This window comes from Sulfurovum xiamenensis (assembly GCF_030347995.1).
GTDB classification, from domain to species: Bacteria; Campylobacterota; Campylobacteria; order Campylobacterales; family Sulfurovaceae; genus Sulfurovum; species Sulfurovum xiamenensis.
In genome coordinates, this window is record NZ_JAQIBC010000001.1 from 510,391 (window position 1) to 527,709 (window position 17,319).

The 17,319-nt window shown below is 40.9% G+C and carries 20 protein-coding genes; 11 read left to right on the forward strand and 9 right to left on the reverse strand.

What is annotated here, in order from left to right; genetic code table 11:
* Positions 1-7: 7 nt before the first annotated feature.
* On the forward strand, positions 8-991 hold the full coding sequence (locus PF327_RS02615) for a GGDEF domain-containing protein (protein WP_289401208.1): 984 nt from the start codon (positions 8-10) through the stop codon (positions 989-991).
* A 16-nt stretch (positions 992-1,007) separates the two neighbouring features.
* Here the strand turns inward: PF327_RS02615 and PF327_RS02620 are convergent, their stop codons facing one another.
* Entirely contained in the window at positions 1,008-1,229 is a 222-nt protein-coding gene (locus tag PF327_RS02620; RefSeq protein ID WP_008244593.1) for a hypothetical protein, read from the reverse strand.
* Between the two features lie 25 nt (positions 1,230-1,254).
* On the reverse strand, positions 1,255-1,473 hold the full coding sequence (locus tag PF327_RS02625; protein ID WP_289401209.1) for a hypothetical protein: 219 nt from the start codon (positions 1,471-1,473) through the stop codon (positions 1,255-1,257).
* 74 nt (positions 1,474-1,547) lie between these two features.
* Between PF327_RS02625 and uvrB the strand changes: the two genes are divergently transcribed.
* From uvrB to PF327_RS02645, 4 genes are read left to right on the forward strand one after another with little or no spacing between them, the layout of a single operon-like run.
* Entirely contained in the window at positions 1,548-3,521 is a 1,974-nt protein-coding gene (uvrB, locus tag PF327_RS02630) for an excinuclease ABC subunit UvrB (protein ID WP_289401210.1), read from the forward strand.
* A 47-nt stretch (positions 3,522-3,568) separates the two neighbouring features.
* The gene (locus tag PF327_RS02635; RefSeq protein ID WP_289401211.1) at positions 3,569-5,656 is read left to right on the forward strand and encodes an RNA degradosome polyphosphate kinase; all 2,088 of its coding nucleotides are present in this window, start codon (positions 3,569-3,571) and stop codon (positions 5,654-5,656) included.
* Entirely contained in the window at positions 5,656-6,180 is a 525-nt protein-coding gene (locus PF327_RS02640; protein WP_289401212.1) for a gamma carbonic anhydrase family protein, read from the forward strand. The genes PF327_RS02635 and PF327_RS02640 overlap by 1 nt, the downstream gene beginning before the upstream one ends.
* Before the next feature lie 17 nt (positions 6,181-6,197).
* Positions 6,198-6,857: an EI24 domain-containing protein gene (locus tag PF327_RS02645; protein WP_289401213.1), complete on the forward strand. Its 660-nt coding sequence runs from the start codon at positions 6,198-6,200 to the stop codon at positions 6,855-6,857.
* On the opposite strand, the gene PF327_RS02650 is transcribed toward PF327_RS02645, so the two are convergent.
* The 3 genes from PF327_RS02650 to rpe are packed head-to-tail and all read right to left on the reverse strand — an operon-like array spanning position 6,854 to position 8,883.
* Positions 6,854-7,594: a 3'-5' exonuclease gene (locus PF327_RS02650; protein ID WP_289401214.1), complete on the reverse strand. Its 741-nt coding sequence runs from the start codon at positions 7,592-7,594 to the stop codon at positions 6,854-6,856. The genes PF327_RS02645 and PF327_RS02650 overlap by 4 nt on opposite strands.
* 37 nt (positions 7,595-7,631) lie before the next feature.
* Positions 7,632-8,222 (reverse strand): phosphoribosylanthranilate isomerase, encoded by a 591-nt coding sequence (locus PF327_RS02655; RefSeq protein ID WP_008244604.1) that lies wholly within the window; start codon positions 8,220-8,222, stop codon positions 7,632-7,634.
* A gap of 19 nt (positions 8,223-8,241) precedes the next feature.
* Positions 8,242-8,883 carry a ribulose-phosphate 3-epimerase gene (rpe, locus tag PF327_RS02660; RefSeq protein ID WP_008244605.1) on the reverse strand — a complete coding sequence of 214 codons (642 nt, stop codon included), beginning with the start codon at positions 8,881-8,883 and terminating at the stop codon, positions 8,242-8,244.
* Positions 8,884-9,159: 276 nt separating this feature from the next.
* On the opposite strand from rpe, the gene rpmB reads away from it, so the two are divergent.
* The 6 genes from rpmB to dbpA all read left to right on the forward strand — a co-directional run bounded on the left by rpmB (position 9,160) and on the right by dbpA (position 14,196).
* A complete protein-coding gene (gene rpmB, locus PF327_RS02665; RefSeq protein ID WP_008244606.1) occupies positions 9,160-9,369 on the forward strand; it encodes a 50S ribosomal protein L28 in 210 nt (69 codons plus the stop codon).
* A 24-nt stretch (positions 9,370-9,393) separates the two neighbouring features.
* Complete coding sequence (locus tag PF327_RS02670) at positions 9,394-10,524, forward strand: potassium channel family protein (RefSeq protein WP_008244607.1); 1,131 nt, start codon at positions 9,394-9,396, stop codon at positions 10,522-10,524.
* Positions 10,517-11,728 carry a bifunctional glutamate N-acetyltransferase/amino-acid acetyltransferase ArgJ gene (gene argJ, locus PF327_RS02675; protein ID WP_289401215.1) on the forward strand — a complete coding sequence of 404 codons (1,212 nt, stop codon included), beginning with the start codon at positions 10,517-10,519 and terminating at the stop codon, positions 11,726-11,728. The genes PF327_RS02670 and argJ overlap by 8 nt, the downstream gene beginning before the upstream one ends.
* A gap of 73 nt (positions 11,729-11,801) precedes the next feature.
* The gene (locus tag PF327_RS02680) at positions 11,802-12,026 is read left to right on the forward strand and encodes an HP1242/YdcH family protein (RefSeq protein ID WP_289401216.1); all 225 of its coding nucleotides are present in this window, start codon (positions 11,802-11,804) and stop codon (positions 12,024-12,026) included.
* 84 nt (positions 12,027-12,110) lie between these two features.
* Positions 12,111-12,833 carry a hypothetical protein gene (locus tag PF327_RS02685; protein ID WP_289401217.1) on the forward strand — a complete coding sequence of 241 codons (723 nt, stop codon included), beginning with the start codon at positions 12,111-12,113 and terminating at the stop codon, positions 12,831-12,833.
* Between the two features lies 1 nt (position 12,834).
* Positions 12,835-14,196 (forward strand): ATP-dependent RNA helicase DbpA, encoded by a 1,362-nt coding sequence (dbpA, locus tag PF327_RS02690; protein ID WP_289401218.1) that lies wholly within the window; start codon positions 12,835-12,837, stop codon positions 14,194-14,196.
* On the opposite strand, the gene PF327_RS02695 is transcribed toward dbpA, so the two are convergent.
* The 4 genes from PF327_RS02695 to acpP all read right to left on the reverse strand — a co-directional run bounded on the left by PF327_RS02695 (position 14,193) and on the right by acpP (position 17,307).
* A complete protein-coding gene (locus tag PF327_RS02695; protein ID WP_289401219.1) occupies positions 14,193-14,807 on the reverse strand; it encodes a DedA family protein in 615 nt (204 codons plus the stop codon). The two genes, dbpA and PF327_RS02695, sit on opposite strands and share 4 nt — an antisense overlap.
* 16 nt (positions 14,808-14,823) lie before the next feature.
* On the reverse strand, positions 14,824-15,759 hold the full coding sequence (gene accA / locus PF327_RS02700) for an acetyl-CoA carboxylase carboxyl transferase subunit alpha (RefSeq protein WP_289401220.1): 936 nt from the start codon (positions 15,757-15,759) through the stop codon (positions 14,824-14,826).
* A 10-nt stretch (positions 15,760-15,769) separates the two neighbouring features.
* Positions 15,770-16,987, reverse strand: a complete 1,218-nt coding sequence (locus tag PF327_RS02705; protein WP_008244614.1) for a beta-ketoacyl-ACP synthase II — start codon at positions 16,985-16,987, stop codon at positions 15,770-15,772.
* Positions 16,988-17,079: 92 nt separating this feature from the next.
* Entirely contained in the window at positions 17,080-17,307 is a 228-nt protein-coding gene (gene acpP, locus PF327_RS02710) for an acyl carrier protein (RefSeq protein ID WP_008244620.1), read from the reverse strand.
* Positions 17,308-17,319: the final 12 nt, after the last annotated feature.

A 17,319-nucleotide genomic window follows, 5' to 3' on the forward strand; every position in this document is an offset into this window, starting at 1 on the left:
AAGCCTCATGCAAAAAGAATGGTCATCATTTAGAATAACATTGATACTTTACCTGGTTATTCTTATACTCCCTTTCAGTTTTTATTTCGTGTATACATCATTTCAAACGATGCGAAATGATACAAGGATTGTACACCAAAGTTCTTGGACAGCAGGGGCAATGGTCCATCTTGCGCTTATGCAAAATGATCAAGAGACGGTAGCACATATAGATAAATCTCTTCAAAAGTTATCTCCTTGGGTTTCAAAGAACAATGATTCAAATCTCTATATAGGAAGTCAGACACTCTCTGAAGATTTTTCACAAATAGAGGCTTGCTGGGCTACTTACAAAGAAAATTATTTGAAACATGACAATACAGATAAGACTCAACAAAGTCTTCAATGTTATGAACTCACTGATACATTTGCAACTGTTATTGAGAAAATGGTCTATTTGAAACAGAATAAGATCATTAATGTATTTTATATGAGTCTTGCTCTTGCTATGATCTTTGCTCTTTTAATGATCTATCTAGTAAGGGCCTATATCCATCAACAGATGAAAAAACATGCCATTCATGACCATGAGACCAAGCTCTTTAATAAAACATATTTCTGTGCTGAACTGAAAACCTCTTGTGCCAGAGCGGTACGGAACAACGCTCCCCTCTCTCTTCTCTCTATTTCTATCGATGATTTTGGAAAAGAGAGTAAACACTATAGTCAAAAGATGCAAGCATACCTGCTTAAAAGTTTCGGAGGCTTGATCACCTCTTTGATCAGAGAAAGTGATGTGGCATGCCGATATGATGACAATCATTTTTCTATACTTTTGCCTGATACATCGGAAGAAAATGCATTGATTTTGGAGAAACGTGTACATGAAACACTTGAGAAACACGATTTTGGTGCGATACCGGAACTCAACTTCAAGTTTGCAACAGCTCATCTTCACTACAAAGAGACACCTGAAGCATTCATGGGGCGTATCGAAACGTTGTTAAAATAAACCCCGGAATGGTTTTTTATAGACCATCCAGGGTTTCAATAAGTAGTTCGATCTCATTTTCATAAGAGGTCGCCTGTTTGGCTAACCGCAGATAGGCCTTAAGCAGCTTATCTGGCTTGTTGTCTTGATGTAAGTTTACTCCTGCTGCTTCTAAGTCCTTGTTTACAAAGTCTGCAAAATCATCTTCAAGTTTGATCTCATAACGATTTCCTGAAACAGTAAGTCCAACATTTTTCATGGTATACCTTTACTTATACTTATCTTTATGCTAAGAGTGCTTCAACCTGTGCAATGATCTTTTCTATCTCTGCATCTTTTTCTTCAAGTTCGGTTCTGAGTGCCGCGATTTGTGCCTCTTGTGCATTTTGAGATCCGGATGCATTTGCAAGTTCTGCTTTAAGTTGAGCATTTTCACTTTTCAGTGCTTCATGGTCTGCTCTCCACTGCTCTATCTTCTCTTGTAATTTTTGTAATGCTGCCATTGTATTCTCCATAATTTCTTTGTGTTATAATAGCAAAAATTTAAAAAGAAACAACATAAAAGTAGAGGTTTATTTTGCCAAATTTTACGGTATCAAGTCCATACCAACCTGCCGGTGATCAACCCCAGGCCATAGATACACTTTCAAGCTCCATAGAGGCAGGAAATCAATACCAGACCTTGCTGGGTGTTACAGGTTCAGGGAAAACCTACACCATGGCAAAGATCATAGAGAAAACCAAAAAACCCACCCTCATTATGACCCATAACAAAACACTCGCAGCACAACTCTACTCAGAATTTAAAAGCTTTTTTCCCAATAACCATGTAGAGTACTTCATCTCATACTATGATTATTATCAGCCCGAAGCCTATCTACCACGACAAGACCTATTCATAGAAAAAGACTCTTCCATCAACCAGGAGTTGGAACGTTTGCGTCTAAGTACAACAGCGAACCTGCTCTCACATGATGATGTCATCGTCATCGCTTCAGTCTCTGCCAACTATGGGTTGGGTAGTCCCGATGACTACCGCTCCATCGTACAGAAACTTTGTGTGGGAGATGAGTATAACCAAAAAGCCCTACTTCTCAGACTGGTAGATATGGGGTACAAACGTAATGACGAGTTCTTTGACAGAGGTGATTTTCGGGTGACAGGTGAAGTCATAGACATTTACCCTGCCTACTCTGAAGAGTTTGCCATACGTGTAGAGTTTTTTGGGGATGAGATAGAAGCGATCTATGGCTTTAACTCACTTACAGGAGAAAAAGAAGAAGGTGTCAAAGAGGTCACTATCTACTCAGCCAATCAGTTCATCGTCTCTAAAGAGAAACTTGCCCGTGCTGTCAAGAGCATAGAAGAGGAGCTCGAAGAGAGACTTGCCTATTTTCAAAAAGAAGACCGTATGATCGAGTATAACCGTCTCAAACAGCGTACGGAGTTTGACCTGGAGATGCTGGAAGGTACAGGGATGTGCAAAGGTATCGAAAATTATTCCCGACATCTTACTGGGAAAAAAGCGGGAGAGACGCCTTACACCATGATGGACTACTTTGAAGCGATGCACGATGATTATCTTGTTATTGTGGATGAGTCCCATGTCTCTTTACCGCAGTTCAGAGGGATGTATGCAGGGGATAGAAGCCGTAAAGAGGTCCTGGTTGACCACGGTTTCAGACTCCCCTCTGCACTGGACAACCGTCCATTGATGTTTGACGAGTATATCCATAAAGCGCCTCATTTTCTCTTTGTCTCGGCTACCCCTGCTCCACTTGAACTAGAACTTTCTTCCGCCGTAGCGGAACAGGTCGTACGCCCTACAGGACTGCTTGACCCGGAGATAGAAATCATTGACAGTACGTACCAGGTGGAAAACCTCCATGACAAGATGAAACCGGTCATCGCACGTGGCGAACGTGTACTTGTCACAGTGTTGACAAAAAAGATGGCAGAAGAGTTGACAACCTACTACAATGATCTTGGACTAAAAGCCCGCCATATGCATTCGGATATGGATGCGATAGAACGTAACCAAACCATTCGTTCTCTACGTTTAGGTGAGTTTGACATCTTAGTGGGGATCAACCTGCTTAGAGAAGGGCTTGATATTCCAGAAGTCAGTCTAGTGGCTATCCTTGATGCAGACAAAGAAGGGTTTTTACGTTCACGAACCTCTCTCATACAAACAGCAGGAAGGGCTGCAAGAAATGCCAATGGACATGTGCTTATGTATGCGAAAAAGATCACAGATTCGATGCAATTCACCATCGATACCACACAAGCCAGACGAGAAAAACAAATAGCCTATAATAAAGAACATGGTATTACCCCTAAGACCACACTCAGGGTCCTTGACACAGACCTCAAAGTAGAAGATGCAGGCGAACTCTACAATAAACAGAGTAAACTGGACAAAATGCCAAAAGCAGAACGTCAACAAATGGTCAAAGAACTCAAGGCAAAGATGCTTGCCGCTGCAAAAAATTTGGACTTTGAAGAGGCTGCCAGACTGCGTGATCAGATAGCAAAAATCAAAAAATTGTAGGTTTTTGCTATAATACACGTAAATCTTAAAGTATATAGGCAAAATGCATGGCGTTAGATCTCTCTTCTTCACAACTCTATTTTAACCGTGAACTCTCATGGCTGCAGTTTAACTCACGTGTTCTGGCACAAGCACTGGATGAACAACTACCACCACTTGAACGTCTTAAGTTCCTTGCTATCTACGGAACAAACCTTGATGAATTTTATATGATACGTGTGGCAGGGCTTAAGGCACTCTATAAAGCAGGGATACAAGAGACCGGGCCGGACAAACTGACGCCAAGTCAGCAGCTCGAGCAGATACATGGATACCTACATAAAGAACACAAAGTGTTGGAATCATGTTACACTTCTATCATCTCTGAACTGCACACCCATGGGGTCAATGTAAAGAACCACGATGCACTCAACCAAGATGAAAAAGTGGAAATAAAAGAGAAGTTCTTTAATGAAATTTATCCTGTGATCATTCCCATAGCCGTCGATGCCACACACCCTTTCCCTCACCTCAACAACCTTAGTTTTGGTTTGGCGCTGACACTGGAAGATGACTCTAAACATATCAAACATGGACTTGTGCGTATCCCTAGGATACTTCCTAGGTTTATACAGTTGGGACAAACATTTATTCCTATAGAATCTGTGGTTGAGCACTTTGCCTCTGAACTTTTTCCTGGATTCAGTCCTTTGGCCTCTACACCTTTCAGGGTCACAAGAAATGCAGATATCGAGATAGAGGAAGAGGAAGCCGATGACTTTTTGGAGATCCTTCAAGAAGGGTTGCGTTCCAGAAATAAAGGTTCTCTGATCCGTCTTGAACTCATCGATGGTGCAGACGCTGATCTGATAAACTTTTTACTCTCTCATCTCAATCTTGATGACAAAGATATCTACTCTTACAAAACGCTCCCACTTAACCTGGGAGGTCTCTGGCAAATCGTAGGAGATAAAGCACTCTCGCACCTTGTCTTACCTACATTTAGCCCAAAAATACTCCCTCCGTTGAACAGTGAAAATATCTTTGAGGCGATCGAAAAACAAGATGTGCTGCTTTACCATCCTTTTGACAGTTTTGAGCCGGTCGTAAAATTCATTAAACAAGCTGCCGCAGACCCCGAAACGATCACTATACGTATGACACTCTACCGAGCCGGTCCAAACTCTCCTATCGTCAAAGCACTGATCGATGCCGTACGTGACGGGAAACAGGTGATGGTACTTGTCGAACTCAAAGCAAGGTTTGACGAAGAGAACAATTTACGTTGGGCAAGAGCACTTGAAGATGTGGGTGCACACGTAGTCTATGGTATACCTGGGCTCAAAGTACATGCCAAGATCGCACAGGTGATCAAAAGACAAAATGGGAAACTGAAGAGTTACGTACATCTTGCAACAGGAAACTACAACCCCAGTACCTCGAAGATCTATACCGATATATCATATTTTACAACCAAAGAAATTTTCAGTACAGATGCGACGCACTTTTTTCACTTCCTCACAGGTTTCTCTACCCATACCAAACTTGATACGCTTTTCATGTCACCTACACAGATCAAGCCAAAGCTTCTCAAGCTCATAGAGAAAGAGTATAAACATGGATCTGAAGGGCATATCATTCTGAAAGCAAACTCTTTGGTAGACGCCGATATTATCAAAGCACTCTATATCGCTTCACAAAAAGGGTGCAAGGTCGATCTTATCATCCGTGGGATCTGTTGTTTAAGACCGGGGATCAAAGGTATCAGTGAAAATATTACGGTCTCTTCTGTCATAGGGAAATACCTGGAACATGCACGTGTCTACTTTTTTAAACACGACAAAATCAAATGTTACATCGCTTCTGCTGACCTCATGCCTCGTAACCTAGTCAGACGTGTAGAGCTTATGACCCCTATCTTGGAAGAGAACCTGAAACAGAAGATAGAGCAGATCTTGATGTTGCAGCTTGCAGATAATACCTTACGTTGGAAACTGCAAGAAGACGGAAACTACACCAAAGTACCACCTCTTGGTAAAACGGTCAACAACCATACTGTATTGGAAGAGTATGTCAACAAGATCCATGATAAAACAAAAAAAGAGACACCTGACTATGTAAGCCGTTTGGCAAATCGTATATTAAAGGATAGTTAATGATCATAAAATTTAAAGAGTGGACACCCAAGCTAGGACCTAATGCCTGGATCGCTGAAGGATCTTCTGTGATCGGACGTGTAACCATGGGAGAAGATGCTGCTGTATGGTTTGGCTGTGTGGTACGTGGAGATGTACACCACATTACCATAGGAGACAGAACCAACATCCAAGACCTCAGTATGATACATGTCACACACCATAAAAAAGCAGATATGTCAGATGGACATCCTACGGTTATAGGTAATGATGTCACCGTAGGTCACCGTGTCATGCTTCATGGCTGCACAATAGAAGATGCCTGTCTCATAGGTATGTCTGCCACCATACTCGATGGGGCTGTCATAGGCAAGGAATCTATCGTGGGGGCAGACAGCCTGGTCACAAAGAACAAGGTCTTCCCTCCCCGAAGTCTCATCATGGGAAGTCCTGCAAAAGTCGTACGTGAGTTGACAGATGAAGAAGTCGCAGAACTCTATGCCTCTGCTAAACGGTATGTCTCTTTTAAAAATGAGTATCAGTAGACATCAGCTATTCAAAAATGAAACAGACCATCACAAAAAGTCTACAGGATATGCTCTCTAAAGATGTCATCCTTTTTGTCATCAAGATAGGATTCATCTCATTGGCACTTACACTGCTGTTCGCATGGAATATCTGGGGTCTACTAACAGACATCATTGCTTCATATCTCTCATGGATCCCATGGGAATGGTTACAGACATCAGGAGCATCTATAGGAACCTTTTTATTGACCTATATGCTTTTTATCATTATTGTCTCGCTGCTTACTTCACTTCAGAGTGAAAAGTTACTGGTCTCCTTAGCAAAAAAACGTTATCCTGATGTTCATGTCGTTGGCAGTGCCAATATGACCACTTCCATCCTCTTGACACTGAAAGCCAGTATCGTTTTTCTGTTGCTTTTCATCCTCACCCTGCCCTTACTTTTTATACCCATATTGGGTCAGGTATGGGTACTCTACTTGTGGTCTATCTTACTGAAGGAACCGACTATTTATGATGTAGGAGCACTCTTCATCAGAGAGAAAAAAATACGTAAAGAGAAAAAGAAAAAAACAAGCATTTTGGCTATGATAGCTGCACTCTTTAACTATATTCCTTTAGTCAATATCTTTGCCCCTGTATTTGCACAGATACTCTTTTTGCATCACATCCTGGGAAAAGAAAATAAATTTTAACTCTCTTTTTCTTTTTTGAGCCTTCGCTCTTTCTTACTGGAGACGGAAAAACGTAACAATTCATCTGCACTCTTGACATATTCCGGCACTGTTTCCAAGCTTTTTTCCATCACCTTTGCAGCACATAGCGCATCGCTAAAAGCACGATGATGCGTAGCTGTTTCTATCTCTAAAAAATCTATCAGATAGGCAAGACCATACCGTTCGCTCTCAAAGGTACGTCTGGCAAGATCGATCGTACAGAGTTTAGGGTTCCCGATGTGCCCCAGGCCAAATCTGTCAAAAGAGGCATTCAAAAAACTATAATCAAAATTTGCATTATGTGCGACAAACACCGCATCACCCATGAAATGTCGTAATGCTGTCAATGCTTCTTTTCTAGTGGGTGCACCGATGAGATCAGTGGGTTCTATACCTGTGATCTTCGTAATATATTCTGGTAAAAACGCACATTCAACAAAAGTTTCAAAACGGTCTATGATCTCCCCGTTCTGCACCATCACTGCACCGATCTCTATGACCTGTGAAGTCCCTGGTTTACTCCCGTTCGTTTCTATATCTATGACACAATAACGCTGTTCTTTATGTGAAGTAAAACAGGTTTCAAGTTTATAGTGTTCATCACTTAATTGAGAAATAGGATAGCCTGAAGCTTGAAGAAGAATGAAGATCGTTTCGGCATCTTCCAGTAGGGTTGTATACTTTGTAACAATATGTTTGTATTGTTCTTCATGCAATATGCCTCCATGTTTACGAAAGGCTGTAGTAAGTTCCTCAAAGACTTTTTGCATTGGCTATAAATTGTTGCACTTTTTTAGGGTCTTTTTTCCCCTTAATGGATTCTACACCGGAACTTACATCCACACCGTAAAAACCAAGTTGTTTCACTTGTTCCAGATTCTCAGGGGTTAAACCTCCCGCCAAAATGATCTTAGAACAATCTATGCCATTGAACCATTCAAGATTCAGACGTTCTCCCGCACCGCCATAGACTTCACTGTAAGCGTCTACCAACCGGTATCTGTCTTGGAATTTTGTTAGATCCTCCGGACCTTTTGCACGTACCACAGGCAAAGTCTGTAAACCGATGGCAGCCAAAGACTCTTCATCTACATCAAAATGGATCTGTGCACGTGAAATATCAGAATATCTACACACCGTATCGATCGTCTCTACACCTTCATTGACAAAAAGCCCTACTCTTTCCACAAAAGGGGGAAGTTGATCGATGATTCTTTTCGCTGCTGCCGGTGTGATGTAGCGTGGTGATTTATTATAAAAAACAAAACCCAATGCATCTGCTCCACACTCTACGGCATGCAATGCATCTTTCAAGTTGGTAATACCACAAATCTTCACTCTCATATACACTTCCCTTTTATTCTTATTTTAATGCAGAAATGGCTTTTTCTATACCGTCTGGATGTTTATAGACAAACGAACCGGCCACCACAACATCAACACCTGCTGCTTCCAACTCTTTGACATTTTCATCATTCACTCCGCCATCTACTTCTATCAGACATTTTGGATTGCGTTTCTCTATCAATGCTTTTAAGCGCTTTGCTTTTTCTACAACCGAAGGAATAAATTTCTGTCCTCCATAACCTGGATTCACACTCATGAGAAGTACCATATCTACCTCTTCAATTAAAAACTCTATCGCTTCAATCGACGTATGTGGATTCAGCGTGATCGCAGGACGTATACCCAACGCACGTATTTTTTGGATAAGTCTATGAGGATGTTTCTCCTCTTCGATATGAAACGATATAAACTCCGGTTTCAAAGGTGCGAAAAGGTCAACAAAAAATGTATTATTCTCTACCATAAGATGTATATCCAAAGGTTTAGTTGCAACTTGAGCTACTGCTTCCACAACAACAGGTCCTATGGTGAGGTTTGGTACAAAATGGCCATCCATCACATCGACATGGACAAGGTCACATCCACCCTCACAAATGGCGGCAACATCACGCGCCAAATGTCCAAAATCGGCAGAAAGTATACTTGGGGCTACTAACATAAATATCCTCTTGTGTTATTTTAATTTATTATAGCAAAATCAAACTTTTGACCTAGTGCTATGATACCGCATTACAGTACTATTCATCCAAGAATATGCTTATAAAAAATGTGCTGATTCTCTTATAAACTTCTCTATTTGTCCCTGTTTTCTATTTTGATACTTACCAAAGAGGTATCTTAAGCAAATTTTATGCTCTAATCGTCTATAATCCCACAAAATATTCATCGTTTTACATTTGACTGATACAAAAACGATTAACTTAAAGGACATACTATGGCAAGAAGATGTGACATTACGGGTAAAGGCCCATTGACAGGAAACAACGTTTCTCACGCAAACAACAAAACAAAAAGAAGACAACTTCCAAACTTGAGATCTGTAAAGATCACACTTGAAGATGGAACAACTAAAAGAGTTAAAGTGGCTGCTTCTACACTTAGAACAATGAAGAAACGCGCTGCTCAAGCTGCTACAGCTGAGTAAGTCCCTACCTTTGGGACTCTGGCTGTGAAAGCCACACAAAAATTTAAAAAGTTTCTCGGTTGGAGAAGCGCACCCAAACCTCATATTACACTAAATGATGAGTATTATGGTCATTTAGCCCCTTTTAGACTACCCCTTATACTTACTGTAATTGTTATGCTTATCGGTACGATGGGCTATATGCTTATTGACGGTTTTCCGCTTATGGATGCCATTTATCAAACAGGTATCACATTTACTACCGTAGGTTTCGGAGAGATAAAGCCCATATCAGATATGGGACGTATTTTCACCATCACGCTTATTATCTTTGGCTTTATTGTCTTTTCCATCGCTATAGGTATTATCGCAGAAGTCGTCAAAAAAGGTGAATTTCAAAAAACTGTCAAGGAGCGTAAAATGCTTTACGAAATTGCTAGACTTAAACACCATTTTATTGTCTGTTATCATAATGAATTTACAATACAGGTAACTAAACAACTTCGTGAAAACCACATCCCTTTTGTGGTGGTTGACCCTAGAGAAGATATGGAAGAGATAGCAAAGAAATACCATTATCCTTACTTTGTAACAGCTGAACCCCATACAGAAGAAGGCATCTTAAAATCGCACCTCTCTTCAGCCAAAGGTGTGATCACGCTTGCAGACAACATTGCAGACAATATTGCAACCATTGCTTCTGCAAGACTCTATGAATCAGAGATACACCGCGGGAAAAAGTTCCTTATCATTGCAAATGCCAAAAGCAGTGAAGATGACCAAAAACTGCTTAAACTTGGTGCGGACAAGGTCGTCACTGCAACGAAACTCATGGCACAGCGTATCAATGCTATGGCAGCACGTCCGGACATGGAAAACCTTCTCCAAGAGTTCCTTTACAAAACAGATACCCCTCTTGATATGGAAGAGGGAAAAGTCTTTAAAACATCATGGCTTGCACTGAAAAAAATCAAAACTGCCCGTTTTAGAGATGTGGCAAATGTGACTGTGATCGGTATACGTCAGAAAGATGGCAGATTCATTCCTATGCCCAAAGGAGATACGATCATTATGCCAGAATCCAAGCTTTTACTTATCGGTACAGGTGAAGGTATCGCTAAAGCAAAAAAGATCATCCGTAAAAAAGAAAAACCTGAGGAACTTAAATATGTATAAGCTTATTCCACTTGAAAACGGTCTAGAGAATGTAGAAGGATTCTTCTGTGGAGCGACCAATGTTGGTATGAGAAAAAAACCTGTCAACTCTGATAGTTCTGAACTGGATGGTGATGTTGCTTTTATACGAAGCGAACAACCTTGTGATATCTCCGCTGTCTTTACGAGCAATACATTTCAAGCGGCACCTATCAAACATTTTCAAAAATATCCTAAAGGTTTTCAAACCAACTTTGTCCTCATCAATGCCAAAAATGCCAATGCCATGACAGGGGATAAAGGTATAGAAGATATAGAATCCATTATGTCTATACTCAGTACCAAACAAAAAGTACTGAACCCTGTAATGAGTTCTACGGGTGTCATAGGATACCGTTTGCCTATAGACAAGATCACCTCTGCGTTTGATACACTGGACTTTAATGCTTCAAATTCGCATCAGGCAGCCCGTGCCATCATGACCACTGACAGCTTCAAAAAAGAGTTGGCATATCAAGTAGAACTTGAAGATGGGAACACATTTAATATCGCAGCTATCTGTAAAGGTGCAGGCATGATAAACCCTGCGATGGCTACCATGCTCTGTTTTGTCATTACCGATGCCAAAATCCCCAAGTCTGACATGGATGAACTGCTTACAGAGGCAACAGAGGGCTCATTTAACCGCATCTCTGTAGATGGTGATACCTCTACCAATGATACGGTCATGTTACTTGCAAACAAACAAAGTTCCCATTACAATAAAGAAGCCTTTGCTGAGGCCCTCAACAAGATCATGTTTGAACTGGCGATGCTTATACTCAAGGATGGAGAAGGTGCTAACAAACTGGTAGCCTTTGAAGTCAAGGGTGCCAATAGTGAAGAAGACGCGAAGAGAGCAAGTATGGCATTAAGTAACTCTCTTCTGGTAAAGACTGCACTCTTTGGAGAAGATCCAAACTGGGGACGTATTGCTTCAACCATAGGCGCATCCGGTATAGCCTGTGATGATGAAACCCTTACCATACATTATGATGACCTTCTTATCTACTCCAGTGAATTTAGGGAGTTAGACAAAGTACGTGAAGAGAAGGCATACAAGGTCATGAAACAAGAGCGTTTTAAAGTCACTTGTGATATCGGCTTAGGTGATGCCAGTTATACATCCTATGGCTGCGACCTGAGTTACGAATATGTAAAAATAAATGCAGAATACCGAACGTAAAAAATTGTAATTTTAACTCTTTGCTAACCACAAAAAAGTTATAATTATAGAAATATTAATACTAGGAATTACCATGTTACACGAATACAGAGATGAAATACACGAACTTAAACAAAGTAATGCACACTTTGCAAATATCTTCGATAAACACAATGAACTTGATAAACAAGTAGAAGATGCAGAAGCGGGTCGTACGATTTTAACGGATGTAGAGCTTGAAACACTTAAAAAAGAAAAACTTCTTTTAAAAGATGAGGCCTATAAAATGATCTTAGACTATAAAAATTCTCAAGCATAATCATAGTCTTCAACACCCCATGGGTGTTGCCCATATATTAACCTTCTTACCCTATAATATCTTTAGTCAATTATAGGAACACTCATGAAATTATTACCATTCATACTTATTACCCTGTTTACAACAATAATCCATGCTTTAGAACCTCAAGCCATCTACTATGGTAAAGTGTTGGAGATACAAGGTGCCATGGGATACAAATATCTTAAAGTAGATGAAAATGGTACTCAACATTGGGTCGCCATAGCAAATGCACCAGTTGCTGTAGGTGATAGGATCGGCTATGACAAGAGAACTGTAATGCATGACTTTAAGAGTAAATCACTGGGGAAAACATTTAAAGAGATCATCTTCGCCTCAGATGTTTATCTTCCTCAAAAAGTACAAAGACCTAAAAGTATGAAAGAGATGCTGGGATTAGGCCATCAAGATCCCCACAAAGGTATGAGAAGAGGTATGTCACCCGAAAATGAGGAAAAACCTGCAAAGCCCTTTGTGAAAAAAGACTCTTATACGGTTGAAGAGGTACATATGTGGAGAAAAAGTCTGGAAGGTCAGATCATCTCTTTAGAAGGTACTGTCTTTAAAGTCTCTCATCAAATCATGAAACGTGACTGGGTGCACTTGGGCGATGGTACAGGTAATGAGAAAAAACTTACCGATGATCTGGTATTCACAGCTGCTTCAACCAGTATCAAAGCTGGAGACAAGGTCATTGCCACAGGTAAAGTTATTGTCAACAAAGATTTTGGATATGGTTACTTCTATAAAGTCCTGATCCAGGATGCTACATTTAAGGTGAAATAATATGGCTACGTTTAAAAGTATAGAAGCATTCCCGGAAGCGCTTCTAGAGACACTGGACATACTGGGTTTCACTACGATGACCGAAATACAGGAAAAGGCTATCAACCCTATCCTGGAAGGTAGAGACATTTTAGCGCAATCCAAGACAGGTTCCGGGAAGACATTAGCCTTTGGCTTACCCTGTGTAATACAGACAGATACCAATAACTATAAACCTCAGACCCTTATCATTACCCCAACACGTGAACTCTCCGATCAAGTAGCGGTGGAACTGAGAAAAGTTGCAGCCTACAAATCCAACCTCAAAATACTGACTCTCTATGGTGGTGTGCCACTTCGTACACAAGCCGAATCACTCGCCAAAGGGGCACATATCCTCATCGGTACACCCGGACGGATACAAGACCACTTGGCGAAAGGGACACTGATCCTTGACACTGTCAAAACACTGGTACTCGATGAAGCAGATCGTATGCTGGATATGGGCTTTTATGATGAGATAATCAAGATAGGGTCCAACATGCCACACACAAAACAGACCCTGCTCTTCTCAGCAACATTCCCAGAGAAAATAGAAAAACTCGCCAACGCACTATTGAAACAGCCCATGACCATCAAAGTAGACACGGTTCAAGAGGGCGATAAGATAGCTGAGATAGTCTATGAGACATCTGATAAATTGAAGACACTTACTGCCCTGATCCAATCCTATAAACCAGAGTCACTCCTTATTTTCTGTAATACTAAGGCAGAAGTCGTTTCTCTCACTGATATATTACATCAAAAAGGGCATTCTGTGATAGACATCCATGGTGACCTTGAACAAAAAGACCGTAACGAATCTGTGATCGCTTTTTCCAATGGGTCCAAACGCATTATGGTGGCCACAGATGTTGCTTCAAGAGGTTTGGATATCAAAGACATCGAACTGGTCATCAATTATGATCTGCCCTTTGACCAAGAAGTCTACACCCACCGCATTGGACGTACAGGACGCGCAGATGCCAAAGGTACAGCCATCTCGCTCTATGGTCCAAGTGAGAGTGAAAAATGCGCTTACATTACCTCTGCTGCACGTACAGCAGAGATGAAAGAGTTACGTGTAGATGCAACTTTTAAGATCCTCTCTGAGTATGATACACTTTGCATTAATGGCGGTAAAAAAACCAAGCTTCGTGCAGGAGATATACTCGGTACTTTATGTAAAGAGATAGGTATTGACCCTAAAATGATAGGAAAGATAAATATTACAGACACAAAGTCGTATGTTGCGCTACATCATACTGTCACAGACAAAGTATTGAAAGCATTAAAGAAAACACCGATCAAAAAGAAGAGATATATCACCTGGATATTGAACTAATCTTCCAATATCTTTTGTCTTCTTTTGTGTCTCACGATATAGAAAAGTGTGATCAATATGACACAAAATAGTGCGATCAATGTGGCAGAATGAAGATACTCAGAGATAAGTGCTTCATTGGAGCCCATTAGGTACCCTAAGGCCACTAAAACGATCACCCATATACCTGCTCCGAATCCGGAATAAAAAGCAAATTTAGCCATATTCATACGTGCAAGTCCTGCAGGCAGAGAGATGAGTTGCCGTATACCTGGAATGAGTCTACCGTTGAAAGTGGAGAGTTCTCCATGTTTAGTAAAAAAGGCTTCAAGTTTCTTTAACGTTTCTTCTTTAATAAAAAAGTATCTTCCATAACGTAAAATGAACTTTCTTCCAAAATGCATCGCCAGATAATAGTTAAAAAGTGCTCCTGCTACAGAACCCACTATACCCGCTAAAACTACCATATACAGGTTCATTTCACCTTTAAATGCCAAATATCCTGCAGGTATCATAACAATTTCACTGGGAAAAGGGAAAAAAGTGCTCTCAAGGAACATAAGAAGGAAGATACCCCAGTACCCCATATCACCAATGTAACTTACAATGGTTTGGGCTATCTCGTGTATCATAAAAAGGTATTAGTCACTATTCGCTATATGCGCCAACAGCTGTAAGTCTTTTATACCGCTGATCAAGCATTTCATCTACAGAAAGTTCTTTCAGTGCTTGTACACTCTCTAGGAAATACTTTTTAAGTACCTCTGCTGCGGTTTCTTTATCACGATGTGCACCTATAAGAGGCTCATCCAGTACATCATCTACCAAACCGTGTTCAAGTAGATCTGTTGGTGTGATCTTCAGTGCTTTCGTCGCAGCTTCTACTTTGCTCGGGTCATTCCATAAGATCGCAGAACACCCTTCAGGTGAAATAACGGCAAATACAGAGTACCGCATCATAGCAAGTTTATCAGCAACACCGATGGCAAGTGCTCCACCTGAACCACCTTCACCTATCACAACAGAAACCATAGGTACTTTCACAGAAGCAAATTCAAACAGGTTTTTAGCGATAGCCTCACTCTGACCTCTCTCTTCTGCTCCAAGACCAGGGTATGCACCCGGAGTGTCTATCAGCATCAATACAGGAATGTCAAATTTTTCTGCCATTTTTACTGCACGTAGTGCTTTTCTATAGCCTTCAGGATTTGGCATACCAAAGTTTCTTTTGATCTTGTTTTTAACGCCACGTCCCTTTTGTTCACCGATAAGCATCGTCTTCTGTCCATTGATCCAACCAATATAACATAAAATAGCCGGATCATCTCTAAAGGCGCGATCACCGTGAATTTCATACGCATCATCCATCAAAAGTCTGATGTAATCCAAAGCATAGGGTCTATCCGGGTGGCGGGCAAGCTGAAGTTTTTGAAAGTCACTCAGTGAACCATACGTCTTGTGTACTTCTTTGTCCAGTTCAGCTTGATACTTATTTACAGCCTCGATATTTTCTATGGCTTGTGCCGATACAAGCTCTTCTTGTATCGATTCAATCTTGCTCTCAAAGTCTAAATAAGTTGCCATGCATATACCCTTATATCTTCTTAAAGATAACTACGCCGTTTGTTCCACCAAAACCAAATGAATTACTCATAACAATATTGATATCTGCTTTTCTAGCTTCATTAGGTACATAATCCAAATCACAGTTTTCATCTGGCGTTGTATAGTTGATCGTCGGAGGAAGTACCCCATCTCTCATTGCCATAAGAGATACTACTGCTTCAATGGCACCTGCTGCACCAAGACAGTGACCCACTTGACCTTTGATAGAACTTACCGGAGGACAGTTCTCTTTCCCCCCAAACAACTCTTTAAGTGCTGCAGTTTCATTTTTGTCATTGATCGGTGTTGACGTACCATGCGCATTGACATAGTCTACTTTTGGCTCGCCTGCCATCTTATACGCACCCTTCATCGCTCTGAGAGGCCCATCCATCGTTGGTGTAGTGATATGGTTTGCATCACCGCTTTCACCAAATCCGATCAGTTCACCATAGATCGTTGCACCTCTTGCAACCGCATCTTCATACGTCTCTAATACCAATGCAGCGGCACCTTCACCCATTACAAAACCGTCACGACCACTGTCGAATGGTCTAGAGGCAGTTTGAGGATCATCATTTCTTGTAGAGAGTGCTTTCATTGCAGCGAATCCACCGATACCCACTTCACAGATAGCAGATTCTGCACCCACGACCAACATTTTATCTGCCGTACCGACCATGATAGATTTTGCAGCCTCACCGATAGCATGTGTACCTGCAGCACATGCAGTCACAGATGAAAGATTTGGACCTTTAAGTCCTTGATAGATAGAGATAAAACCACCCAGCATATTCACCAAAGAAGATGGGATGAAGAACGGAGAGATCCTTCTTGGTCCTTTTGTTGCACATACGACTGAGTTCTTTTCGATATTTGGTAATCCACCAATCCCTGAAGCAGAAGCCACACCGAATCTCTCCATATCTACATCTTCTGGAAGTTTAGCATCTTCCATAGCTTCCAACGCAGCTTTAAGGCCAAGTTGTATAAATCTATCCGCTTTCTTTGCCTCTTTTGCATCAAGCACAGTGAGTGGATCAAAGTCTGTAATTTCACCAGCGATACTGACAGCATGCTTTTCTGTATCGAACGTCTCGATAGTTTTGATACCACATTTCCCTTCTAAGATTGCAGAAAATGCACTTTCTTTATCTAGCCCTAGAGAATTTATCATCCCTAAACCTGTCACTACAACTCTTTTCACTGGCTCTCCTATTCCATTTTATATAAAATATATATGAATATTTTTTGAAATACTCATATCTATTTTATCAAATCCCCCGAAGGGAACTTAACTTATACGTTTTCGATAAATTTGATAGCGTCAGCTACAGTTGCAATTGCCTCTGCTTGGTCATCAGGGATTTCGATATCGAATTTCTCTTCAAGTGCCATTACCAACTCAACAACATCAAGACTATCAGCCCCAAGATCTTCTACGAATTTAGATTCCTCTTTCACCTCATCTGGGCTCACATTTAGTTGCTCAACAACTACTTCTTTTACATCATCAAATAATGCCATTGACTTTCTCCT

Coding starts and splice junctions, on each gene's coding strand:
- PF327_RS02615 (WP_289401208.1), top strand. CDS start 8: ATGCAAAAAGAATGGTCATCATTTAGAATAACATTGATACTTTACCTG.
- PF327_RS02620 (WP_008244593.1), bottom strand. CDS start 1,229: ATGAAAAATGTTGGACTTACTGTTTCAGGAAATCGTTATGAGATCAAA.
- PF327_RS02625 (WP_289401209.1), bottom strand. CDS start 1,473: ATGGCAGCATTACAAAAATTACAAGAGAAGATAGAGCAGTGGAGAGCA.
- PF327_RS02635 (WP_289401211.1), top strand. CDS start 3,569: ATGGCGTTAGATCTCTCTTCTTCACAACTCTATTTTAACCGTGAACTC.
- PF327_RS02640 (WP_289401212.1), top strand. CDS start 5,656: ATGATCATAAAATTTAAAGAGTGGACACCCAAGCTAGGACCTAATGCC.
- PF327_RS02645 (WP_289401213.1), top strand. CDS start 6,198: ATGAAACAGACCATCACAAAAAGTCTACAGGATATGCTCTCTAAAGAT.
- PF327_RS02655 (WP_008244604.1), bottom strand. CDS start 8,222: ATGAGAGTGAAGATTTGTGGTATTACCAACTTGAAAGATGCATTGCAT.
- rpe (WP_008244605.1), bottom strand. CDS start 8,883: ATGTTAGTAGCCCCAAGTATACTTTCTGCCGATTTTGGACATTTGGCG.
- rpmB (WP_008244606.1), top strand. CDS start 9,160: ATGGCAAGAAGATGTGACATTACGGGTAAAGGCCCATTGACAGGAAAC.
- argJ (WP_289401215.1), top strand. CDS start 10,517: ATGTATAAGCTTATTCCACTTGAAAACGGTCTAGAGAATGTAGAAGGA.
- PF327_RS02680 (WP_289401216.1), top strand. CDS start 11,802: ATGTTACACGAATACAGAGATGAAATACACGAACTTAAACAAAGTAAT.
- PF327_RS02685 (WP_289401217.1), top strand. CDS start 12,111: ATGAAATTATTACCATTCATACTTATTACCCTGTTTACAACAATAATC.
- dbpA (WP_289401218.1), top strand. CDS start 12,835: ATGGCTACGTTTAAAAGTATAGAAGCATTCCCGGAAGCGCTTCTAGAG.
- PF327_RS02695 (WP_289401219.1), bottom strand. CDS start 14,807: ATGATACACGAGATAGCCCAAACCATTGTAAGTTACATTGGTGATATG.
- accA (WP_289401220.1), bottom strand. CDS start 15,759: ATGGCAACTTATTTAGACTTTGAGAGCAAGATTGAATCGATACAAGAA.
- acpP (WP_008244620.1), bottom strand. CDS start 17,307: ATGGCATTATTTGATGATGTAAAAGAAGTAGTTGTTGAGCAACTAAAT.